The sequence below is a fragment of the Blautia sp. MSK.20.85 genome, from assembly GCF_013317245.1.
Lineage (GTDB): Bacteria > Bacillota > Clostridia > Lachnospirales > Lachnospiraceae > Blautia_A.
In genome coordinates this window covers 25171-35765 of sequence record NZ_JAAIUN010000034.1, presented here as the reverse complement: position 1 = coordinate 35765, position 10595 = coordinate 25171, and the positions used below count along the sequence as shown (strand labels likewise).

The following is a 10595-nucleotide window of genomic DNA, read 5'->3' as shown; positions in this document are numbered from 1 at the left end:
AGAGCGATAGACGGGGCTCGAACCCGCGGTCTCGACCTTGGCAAGGTCGCGCGTTACCAACTACGCCACTATCGCATAAGCGGGTGATGGGAATCGAACCCACGTATCCAGCTTGGAAGGCTGGTGTTCTACCATTGAACTACACCCGCGCATCGTCGCTTCGGTGATTACCGATCGCTTGACCGCTGCAACGATGATTAGTATATAGTAAACCGTTTTATTTGTCAACAGGTTTTTTGAAATTTTTTAAGTTTTTTATTTTTTCCCTTTATTATCAATAATCCCATACATTTGTGGCGGAAACCTGACTCTTCGGTTTCTTGATCACAAGCTCCGGACTTTTGGCACTGACCTTGGTATTTGCAGGGATCGACTCTGTAATAAAAGTATTACCACCAATAATCGTATTCTCTCCCACAACGGTCTCTCCGCCAAGGACTGTAGAATTGGAATAAATAGTTACATTGTCGCGGATCGTTGGATGACGCTTCACATTGGCAAGCTGCTGTCCCATTCTTGTGGAAAGTGCTCCAAGGGTTACACCCTGATACAGCTTCACATTATTTCCGATCTCTGTTGTCTCACCTACAACCACTCCGGTTCCATGGTCAATAAAGAAATACTCCCCGATAGTCGCACCTGGGTTGATATCAATTCCTGTACGGCCGTGTGCATATTCTGACATCACACGTGGGATAAACGGAATTTCTTCTTTATAGAGAACATGTGCCAGACGGTATACATAGATTGCAAACAGTCCCGGATAGGAAAAAATAATCTCTTCCTTGCTCTTGGCTGCAGGGTCACCGTCAAAGCCGGCCTGCACATCTGTCAGAAGCAGTCTCTGGATCTCCGGAAGCTGCTCAAAAAATCCACATGTGGTTCTGTCTGCATGAGTTGCTGCCTCTTCCGGTTCCTCACCGTGATAAAGAAGTGCGATCTCAATCTGGTTTTTCAGTCTGTCATAAATATCGTTCAGTCTGTGTCCCACATAATACTCCGGAAATACAGTGGCACTGGTATCCGTACTGAAATATCCCGGAAATATAATGGATTTCAGATCTCTTACTATATCAATGATCACCGAACGGTTCGGCAGACGTCTGCCGCTCTTCGGCATAAAAAGTTCTTCGGAAGCGTAATTCTCAGTAAGTCCCTTCGCGACCTTAAGAATCGCTGATTTCTTGTCGCTCATAATTCCCTCCATTTCTGCACATCCACTTCTGTCTGTACACTTTACCCATTATCTTATTATAGTATGGAAGATTCGTCAATAATGCAGAAAGAAAAGTTTCAAAAAAGATTGACCTTTCCCAGGATACCTTATATAATAATAAAGGTTTGCACACGGAGATGTACCCAAGTGGCTGAAGGGTCCGCACTCGAAATGCGGTAGGCCGGGCAACCGGTGCGAGGGTTCAAATCCCTCCATCTCCGCTTTTCTGTCCGGCTGTGACAGAAGACAGTTTTATTTATATTTTATGTATAAAAAACACTTTCATCTCTTGACAATTGTATGTTTTATATGTATAATTTCAACAGTGATGAAAACACAACCGAATATAGGGGATTGGTCAAATGGTATGATAGGGGTCTCCAAAACCTTTGGTGGGAGTTCGATTCTCTCATCCCCTGCTATTATAAGTGTTGAAAGTTCTTGTATTTCAAGGGTTTTCGGCATTTTTTATTTTTGTCATTCATTGCAGGTAACCAAACAGGTAACCAAAAAAGTAATCACCCGAACTGTAATATCATCATCCAGGTGATTACTTTTCAATCCTTTAATGCTTTGCCTCTCTCTGCATTATAGCATCAGAGATTTTTTCCCATCTGATACGCCTCTTCTACATACGGACTTCTTTTCGTCATATCCGGGCTTCCGCAACCGTATCCCAGCACCATTCCCTGATCTTTAAATCCACAATAACGTACCAACGTCTTATAATGAGCTTCCAGAGCTTCGAATGTCCAGTCATCCGCATTCCATGCCACAGTGAGAAGTGCGGATTTCATATGTTTTCCATGGAGACTGCTGTTGTATGCACAAAATCTGTCCACAACGATCTTAAGCTGTGCGGACATTCCATAATAGTACAGCGGTGTCGCAAACACCACCATATCCGCTCCCAGGATTGCCTCCCGGATCTGCTGATTATCATCCTTCTGAACACATGGACCTTCATAACCACATGCAACACATCCGATACATGGATGAATATTCATCTTCGCAAGGTCAAACCGTTCCACTTCATGACCAGCCTCCAAGGCTCCCTTGGTAAAACTCTCTGCAAGGATACTGGTAGAACCTTTTTTATTGGGACTTCCCTGTAAAATTATAATCTTCATAAATTCCACGTTCCTTTGACTCTTGTTTATTTTGCTGACAGATCAAGACTTTCTACCCAGTTCCGGATTTCTTCTTCCGCTGCACCGGAAGAAAATCTTTTACCTTCCTGCCATTCTCCGGTCCCTGCCATTTCTGCAAGATTTTCTCCGCTGTCACCAAGGCTGGAAGATGCAGAAGTACAGAATGGGATCACTGTTTTTCCTGTGAAATCATTTTCTTTTACAAATTCATTTACCGGCCAGGCCGCTTCGCCCCACCAGATCGGGTACCCAAGGAAGACAACATTTGCATTCGAGAAAGATTCCGGTGTAACTTCCTCAAGCTTCACATCCTGAAGATCCGGATCCTCATGTTCTTTGCAGACACGGCTTTCCGGATCATTATAATCCAGGTCTTCTGTAGTGTATGCCTCTGCCGGCTGCAGCTCAAACAGTTCTCCGCCAGCTGCATCTGCAATTGTTTCAGCTGCTGCTTTCGTATTTCCGGTTGCTGAGTAGTATGCAACCAGAACTTTCGATGATTTTTCTGTGTTTTCGTTATCCTGCAAAGCCTCTTCTGTTACATCTGCTTCTGCTGTATCTGTACGATCTCCATCTGTCTGTTTCTGATCTGTATTCTCACTTTGTGCAGCTGTACCCGATCCACTAGCTGTGTCCTGAGTCTGTGATTCCGCAGTTGCTGCATGATCCTGGTTCTGGCTTCCGCACCCGGCGGTCATTGTCAGTGCAAACAAGACTCCAGCCATTACAATTGCTTTTTTCATAAACAATGCCCTCCTGTTTTGCAAAGCAGACATTCCCATTCTGCTCTGCCCAATTCAGTTCTTCTTATTTCCCGGAAAATCTTTTTTACACATTTATTTTAGCTTTCACACAGGATTCTGTCTAATACCTATTTTCACTTGCAAATCATGCCTCCAAAGCATAGTTTATTTTTATCAATGCCTGTTCTTTATTCCATATCCGTCTTTTCCGAAATCAGCGCCTTCATTTCTTCATACTGCTGTTTTCCCACCAGGAGCTTGTTCCCCTGTTTTTCGATCAGTCCCTGTTCAGAAAGCCTCTTTACTGCGCGGTTTATGCTTTTCAGACACATTCCTGTTTTATCTGCCAGGCTTTTCTGTCCTTCTTTTACACAGAGCACTCCTTTTTTCTGATATTGCTCATAGTGATTGACAAGCAGCAGGTACAAGCGATCCGTCCCGTTCATCAAAAGAAAGATACGCTCTTCATTTTTTCCACAACAAATGCATCAATAAGCCAGTCAGGAGCAGTCCGAAAATATGTTTCAAACTGCTCCCTTCTTTCCTGGCTTACTTCTTTTAAAAAGGGACATTTCTGATATAAATACCGTTCTCCCATATTCATTTCTCTGCCAGTATATTATTTTTTATTTCAGCTTCTCCAGGATTGATTTCCCGATGGTGCCCTCCGGCATTTTTACCCCGAAGTTCTCTGCAACAGAGGCGCCGATCACAGCAAATGTATCCTGGTCCTCAATAGCTCCCGTCTCTTTCATTTTCTTTGAATATGCAAGAAACGGTACATATTCTCTGGTGTGATCCGTTCCTGTATAGGTGGGATCATTTCCGTGATCTGCAGTCAGGATCAAAAGATCATCCTCCCGCATTTCATTCATAAGATTACCAAGTCCTTTATCAAACTTCTCGATCTCATGTCCATATCCCTCCGGATTTCTTCTGTGTCCCCACAGAGCATCGAAATCCACCAGGTTTACAAAACAAAGTCCATGAAAATCTTCTTTGCAGATCTCCACGGTCTGCTGCATGCCGTGTACAGAGCTGTCCGAGTGATAAGTCTTTGTGATTCCCTCGCCACAGAAAATATCGTTGATCTTTCCAACACCGATCACATCAAAACCTGCATCCTTCAATGCATTGAGCGCTGTTCTTCCTGTGGGCTTCAGTGCATAATCATGGCGGTTGCTGGTTCTTTTAAACTCACCCTTTTTCTTTCCCACATAAGGCCTTGCAATAACTCTGCCAACTCTCCACTCGTCTTTCATGGTCAGTTCTCTGGCAATCTCACAGCAGCGATACAGATTTGCAAGATCAAACGTCTCCTCATTTCCGCAGATCTGCATTACGGAATCCGCAGACGTGTAAACGATCATGGCTCCTGTATTGATCTCTTCCTCACCAAGCTCTTCAATGATTTCCGTACCGCTGGCACTCTTGTTTCCGATCACACGCTTACCGCATCTTTTCTCCAGCTCCTGGATCAGTTCCTTTGGAAATCCTGTCTCCGTAAAAGTAATAAACGGCTTTTTTGTATTGATCCCCATCATTTCCCAGTGTCCAGTCATGGTATCCTTGCCATTGCTGGTTTCCGCGATCCGCATATAACGCCCCATCGGTTTCTCCACGCCTTCCATCCTGCCGCCTTTATGCAGGTTCAGCATTCCCAGCTTCTGAAGATTGGGAATATCCAGAGTTCCCATCTTATCCAGGATATGTCCAAATGTATCCACACCTTTGTCACCAAATTTCTCAGAATCCGGCATTGCCCCGATTCCAAGTGAATCCAGAACGATCACAAATACTCTCTTATAAGTTTCCATAAGCACATTCCTTTCTGTCAGGCCAGATTAGCCGGTCCAAATCCAAGTGGTAAAAGTTCCTTTAAAGCAAAAATATCATATTTATCTTTGCTGACTGCCAGTATGATCTGAAAGGTTTCCGGATCACAGAATTCCATCATAACCTGTCTGCACACCCCACACGGTGCCGCATATTCTGTAAGAACGCCATCCTTGCCACCCACAATGCAGATTGCCTGAAATTCCCTCACGCCCTCACTGACCGCTTTGAAAAAAGCAGTTCTCTCTGCACAGTTCGTTGGGGTATAGGCAGCATTTTCTATATTACACCCGGTATAATAGGTACCATTTTTTGCAAGAAGTGCCGCGCCTACATGAAAATGCGAATATGGCACATACGAATGCTCCAGCTGTCTGATCGCCAGATCGATCATTTCTTCAATCTGTTTCTTTTCCATGATTTTCCCACCTTTCCTGAATAAAGTGAATGTTTCCATTTCACTGTGTTATGGCTTCATACTCTGCAGTCCAAAATCAGATAATATTTATCCTCTTTAATATCCTGCCCCTTCTTCTTTCTTCACGATCTTCACAATTCTGCTGGTTCCGAGACGATCTGCTCCAAGAGCAAGGAATTTCTCCGCATCGTCCATGCTTGAAATACCACCTGCAGCTTTGATCTTCACACCTTCTCCTACGTGTTTTGCAAACAGCCGGATATCATCAAAGATTGCACCTCCTGTAGAAAATCCGGTAGAAGTTTTGATATAATCTGCCCCTGCATTTGTCACAAGCTCACACATTTTAATCTTTTCTTCTTCTGTCAGCAGGCAGGTTTCGATGATCACTTTCAGGATTCTATCCCCACATGCCTCTTTCAGAGTACGGATCTCCTGCTCAACATCCTGATATTTTCTGTCCTTGAGCCATCCGATATTGATCACCATATCAATTTCATCCGCCCCGTTTTCGATAGCGTCTTTTGTTTCAAATTCCTTCGTTTTTGTGGTCATATTTCCATTTGGGAAACCGATCACTGTACAGATTGCCACCTTACCCTGCACATATTCGCTGGCCTGTTTTACATAGCACGGCGGAATGCATACAGAAGCAGTCTGGTATTTGATCCCGTCATCGCAGATCTGTTGGATCTCTTCCCAGGTTGCACCCTGCAGAAGCAGGGTGTGATCTACATGTTTTAAAATTTCATTTACGTTCATCTTTATTCTCCTTTTTTCTGTGACTGGTCCGCACGGATCAGTTCCCGGATCGCCTGTACTGCAACCTGGATCGCCTTATCAGTATCATGCACCACCGGATTATCCAGTCCCAGTTTTTCTCTTTCCTGGTTTGCAAGCACCAGGAAGCAGGAACCTGCACGTACTCTTAAATGGCTTGCTACTACAAAAAGAGCAGCAGATTCCATCTCAGAAGCAAGGCATCCGAGGCGCTTCCACGCTTCCCATTTATTCATCAGTTCATAGCTGACCGGCTTGGTCTCCGGCTCATGCTGACCGTAGAATGCATCTTTACACTGTACCACACCTGTATGAAATTCACAGCCTTCTTTTTTCGCACCTTCCACAAGTGCATTGATCACTTCCAGATTTGCCACAGCCGGGAATTCGATAGGTGCATACTCTTTACTGGTACCTTCCATACGGATCGCACCGGTTGCAACAACAATGTCTCCGCTCTTTACCTCCGGCTGCATTCCACCACAGGTTCCGATCCGGACAAAAGTATCTGCTCCGCATCGATAAAGTTCTTCCATTGCAATGGAAGCCGACGGTCCTCCGATTCCGGTGGATGTTACACTTACCTTCACTCCATCCAGTGTTCCGGTATAGGTTACATATTCCCGGTTATCTGCCACAAAAACCGGATCATCAAAATACTGTGCGATCTTTTTGCAGCGTTTCGGGTCTCCCGGTAAAATAACGTAACGTCCCACTTCTCCTTTTGCTACCTGAATATGATACTGTCTGCTTGCGTCTTCTGAATAATTTTTCATATCTGTCATCCTCTCTTTTTTTGTTTTATATATCCTCTTTTAATTTTTTACATGGTCTCATTTTATCTTTGTCCTTTATCATAAGGAATTCCTTCCGCTTTCGGTGCCCTTGATTTCTGGGAAATAAAGGCAAGAACAACGAGAGAAATAATGTATGGCAGCATATTATACAAACTGCTTGGAAGTTTTAATGCCACAAGCGGCGCAAATCCGGTATACACGTTTGACAGCGCACGGAAAAATCCAAATAACAATGCTGCCAGTCCGATATTCACCGGTCTCCACTGTCCAAAAATCATAACCGCCAGTGCCAGGAATCCAAAACCTGCCACCCCATTTTCAAATTTCCACTCACTTACACCCGCCGTGATGTAGACCAGACCCCCAAGGCCCCCAAGTGCTCCGGAGATCAGCACTCCTGCATAACGCATTCGGTAAACAGAAATACCTACGGAATCCGCTGCCTGCGGGTGCTCTCCACATGCACACAGCCGAAGACCAAACTTTGTTCTATATAATACAATGTGTGAAGCAATGATTGCCAGTACAATGATCAGCATAAACCAGTTAAACTCAAAATCTCCGATCTTTACCAGAAACACCTGCTTTGCCTGACGATATACAACAGTAGAAGATACATTATCCGGATTTTCCGCTACATTGATCGCTCTTACAATAACAACTGCCGCCGCAGTTCCCATTAAGTTTAATGCAGTTCCCACCAGTGTCTGATCAGCATTAAAGTGGATCGCCGCAAATCCCAGAAGCAGTGAAAATGCCATTCCAACTAAAACACTTGCCAGTACGATCAGAATAAACAAAACGATCCCCGGAGTGGATGCCGGAAGAAATTTCATTGCCAGGGCACCGCCAAGGGCTCCCATGACCATAATCCCTTCCAGACCGATATTGATCACACCACTGTGCTCCGAAAAACAGCCCCCAAGAGCAACCAGTGCCAGAACCGATGCAAAGATTAATGTATACTGAACTAATAATACCATATTATTTCCGGCCTCCTTTCTTTACCTTTACACTTTTTTCTTCTTTTTTATCCAGGTAACGGTTAAACCAGATCTTGAAGAAAAATACAAACGCACACAGATAAATAATAAATGCTGAGATCAGATCAGAAATCTGTGTACAGTATGTTGTTGTATCCACATAAGTACCACCACTGGTAATATGCTGGATAAAGTAGGAGGCGAAAATTGTTCCGATAGGATCCAATCCACCGAGAAATGCCGCTGCGATTCCATTAAATCCCATGCCCGGCACACTTGTCTGCTGTACCATCCACTGTTCAATTCCGCTTAAGTAGAAAATTCCCGCACCGAAACCGGCAAGACCTCCGGAAATCATCATGGTAACGATAATATTTCTTTTTTCATGCATGCCACAGTATTTTACGGCCAGTTTGTTGATTCCTGTTGCTTTCAGTTCAAAGCCAAATTTTGTTTTCTGCAGCACAACCCATACAATAATCGCTGCGATCACTGCCATCGGCACCCCAATGGTCATGTATTTGTTATGAAACAGTTCATTTAATCCAGCTGTTGGAAGCATTGCACTTTTGTTGTAGCTGAATAACAGTTTTGTATATGGTGTGGAACCATCCTTTACCTGTGATAATAACATATTTACGCTGTAAAGAGAAATCCAGTTTAGCATAATACAGGAAATTACTTCGTTTACATTCAAATATGCTTTTAATGCACCGGAAATTCCTCCCACCGCAGCAGCAATAAGTACTCCTGCGATCAGGCAAATATACCACGGCAGGTTAAATCTTAAGGCCATATACAGGCATCCACCTGCGCCGATCACATACTGACCTGCTGCACCAATGTTGAACAAACCTACTTTGTAGGCAAATATTACTGATAACGCACACATCAGAAGTGCTGACGCTTTTATTAAAGTTGTTCCAAAATATTTCGTCGTTGCTGCCGCATTCGGATAATAGAAAAAGTTTTTCATAATTGCTATGATCGCTTTTCCGGCACCGGAAGGCGAAATGATCAGAAGCACGACAAATCCAACAATAAGACCTATGACAATGCAGATCAGCGATGCCAGTACTGTCTGAAATGCATTATTTCTCAGAAGTTTCTGTTTTTTATCCATTCTCTTTTATCCCCTTTCTCTTTGAGCCTGCCATATATAACCCCAGCTCTTCTACAGATACTTTTTTTGGGTCAAATTCTCCTACGATCTCACCCTCATACATGACCAGAATACGGTCTGAAACATTCATAACTTCATCCAGTTCAAGGCTTACCAGCAATACACCCTTTCCCGCATCTCTCTCAGCAACGATCTGCTTATGGATATACTCGATGGCTCCCACATCCAGGCCTCTGGTGGGCTGTACGGCGATGAGGAATTTCGGATCGTTATCAATTTCCCTTGCAATGATCGCTTTCTGCTGGTTACCTCCGGACATGGAGCGCACCTTTGTGACCGTTCCCTGGCCGGAGCGGATATCATACTGTTTGATCAGACGGTTTGCATATTTTCTGATCTCTTTTCTCTTTAAGAAACCAAAACGGTTTGTAAACTGTGGTTCAAAATAACGTTCCAGAACAATGTTATCTTCCAGAGAATAATCCAGGACCAGGCCATGCTTATGTCTGTCTTCCGGGATATGGCTCATGCCGGAAGTGATTCTTCTTCGGATGGGCATGTTTGTAATATCCTGTCCATTCATTGTGATCGTTCCTTCCTTTACCGGTTCCAGCCCGGAAAGGCCATATACCAGCTCCGACTGGCCATTTCCGTCAATTCCCGCGATACAGACGATCTCACCTCTTCTGACATCAAAGGATACATGATTCACCGCATTGTTCTTGTGTTGTTTTGATGCAACGGTCATATTCCTTACACTTAATACAACATCTCCTGTTTTCGCCGGTTTTTTATCTACAACAAAATTTACATCTCTTCCAACCATCATTGCAGAAAGCTTTTCCGGTGTTGTATCTTTGATATCTACAGTTCCGATATATTTTCCTTTTCGAAGCACGCTGCAGCGGTCTGCCACTGCCATGATCTCCGCAAGTTTATGGGTAATAAACAAAATACTTTTACCTTCTGCTGCAAGGTTCTTCATGATCACCATAAGCTCATTGATCTCCTGGGGAGTAAGTACCGCTGTAGGCTCATCAAAGATCAGGACCTCATTATCACGATACAGCATTTTCAGGATTTCCGTTCTCTGCTGCATACCAACTGTGATATTTTCGATCTTCGCATCCGGGTCAACAGAAAGACCATATTTTTCAGACAGCTCCACAACCTTTTTTCTTACTTCATCCTTTTTCAGAAAGCCGCCTTTTGTTGTGGTTTCCACACCCAGCATGATATTATCCAGAACAGAAAAACATTCTACCAGCTTAAAATGCTGGTGAACCATACCAATTCCAAGTTCATTGGCATCATTGGGGTCCTGGATATCTACTTTCTTACCATCTTTTCTGATCTCGCCTTCCTCTGGCTGATATAATCCAAACAGAACACTCATCAGCGTGGATTTTCCGGCACCGTTTTCTCCAAGCAGTGCATGGATCTCACCTTTTTTCAACTGAAGTGTGATATTGTCATTGGCTACAATCCCCGGAAAACGTTTTGTTATATTTAACATTTCAATCACATACTCGCTCATTATTTTCCTCC

General features: G+C 43.8%; 11 protein-coding genes and 4 tRNA genes. 2 read left to right on the top strand and 13 right to left on the bottom strand.

What is annotated here, in order from left to right:
* Positions 1–2: 2 nt before the first annotated feature.
* The 3 genes from G5B12_RS14550 to epsC all read right to left on the bottom strand — a co-directional run bounded on the left by G5B12_RS14550 (position 3) and on the right by epsC (position 1195).
* Positions 3–75: transfer RNA gene (locus tag G5B12_RS14550), tRNA-Gly, on the bottom strand.
* Between the two features lie 3 nt (positions 76–78).
* Positions 79–149, bottom strand: a tRNA-Gly gene (locus tag G5B12_RS14545).
* A gap of 125 nt (positions 150–274) precedes the next feature.
* The gene (gene epsC, locus G5B12_RS14540) at positions 275–1195 is read right to left on the bottom strand and encodes a serine O-acetyltransferase EpsC (RefSeq protein ID WP_174088637.1); all 921 of its coding nucleotides are present in this window, start codon (positions 1193–1195) and stop codon (positions 275–277) included.
* A gap of 154 nt (positions 1196–1349) precedes the next feature.
* On the opposite strand from epsC, the gene G5B12_RS14535 reads away from it, so the two are divergent.
* Positions 1350–1437, top strand: a tRNA-Ser gene (locus tag G5B12_RS14535).
* A gap of 127 nt (positions 1438–1564) precedes the next feature.
* Positions 1565–1635, top strand: a tRNA-Trp gene (locus G5B12_RS14530).
* Positions 1636–1812: 177 nt separating this feature from the next.
* Here the strand turns inward: G5B12_RS14530 and G5B12_RS14525 are convergent.
* From G5B12_RS14525 to G5B12_RS14480, 10 genes are all read right to left on the bottom strand, one after another.
* A complete protein-coding gene (locus G5B12_RS14525; RefSeq protein ID WP_174088635.1) occupies positions 1813–2346 on the bottom strand; it encodes a flavodoxin family protein in 534 nt (177 codons plus the stop codon).
* Positions 2347–2372: 26 nt separating this feature from the next.
* A complete protein-coding gene (locus tag G5B12_RS14520) occupies positions 2373–3110 on the bottom strand; it encodes a flavodoxin (protein WP_174088633.1) in 738 nt (245 codons plus the stop codon).
* A gap of 188 nt (positions 3111–3298) precedes the next feature.
* A complete protein-coding gene (locus tag G5B12_RS14515; RefSeq protein WP_174088631.1) occupies positions 3299–3559 on the bottom strand; it encodes a helix-turn-helix domain-containing protein in 261 nt (86 codons plus the stop codon).
* Between the two features lie 177 nt (positions 3560–3736).
* Complete coding sequence (locus G5B12_RS14510; RefSeq protein WP_021976101.1) at positions 3737–4927, bottom strand: phosphopentomutase; 1191 nt, start codon at positions 4925–4927, stop codon at positions 3737–3739.
* Between the two features lie 17 nt (positions 4928–4944).
* The gene (locus tag G5B12_RS14505) at positions 4945–5364 is read right to left on the bottom strand and encodes a cytidine deaminase (protein ID WP_174088629.1); all 420 of its coding nucleotides are present in this window, start codon (positions 5362–5364) and stop codon (positions 4945–4947) included.
* A 96-nt stretch (positions 5365–5460) separates the two neighbouring features.
* Positions 5461–6126: a deoxyribose-phosphate aldolase gene (gene deoC, locus G5B12_RS14500; protein WP_021976103.1), complete on the bottom strand. Its 666-nt coding sequence runs from the start codon at positions 6124–6126 to the stop codon at positions 5461–5463.
* A gap of 2 nt (positions 6127–6128) precedes the next feature.
* The gene (gene udp, locus G5B12_RS14495; protein WP_173772529.1) at positions 6129–6920 is read right to left on the bottom strand and encodes a uridine phosphorylase; all 792 of its coding nucleotides are present in this window, start codon (positions 6918–6920) and stop codon (positions 6129–6131) included.
* A 62-nt stretch (positions 6921–6982) separates the two neighbouring features.
* Entirely contained in the window at positions 6983–7924 is a 942-nt protein-coding gene (locus G5B12_RS14490) for an ABC transporter permease (protein WP_174088627.1), read from the bottom strand.
* A 1-nt stretch (position 7925) separates the two neighbouring features.
* Positions 7926–9047 (bottom strand): ABC transporter permease, encoded by a 1122-nt coding sequence (locus tag G5B12_RS14485; protein ID WP_174088625.1) that lies wholly within the window; start codon positions 9045–9047, stop codon positions 7926–7928.
* Positions 9040–10584, bottom strand: a complete 1545-nt coding sequence (locus G5B12_RS14480; protein ID WP_118071673.1) for an ABC transporter ATP-binding protein — start codon at positions 10582–10584, stop codon at positions 9040–9042. The genes G5B12_RS14485 and G5B12_RS14480 overlap by 8 nt, the downstream gene beginning before the upstream one ends.
* Between the last annotated feature and the right edge of the window lie 11 nt (positions 10585–10595).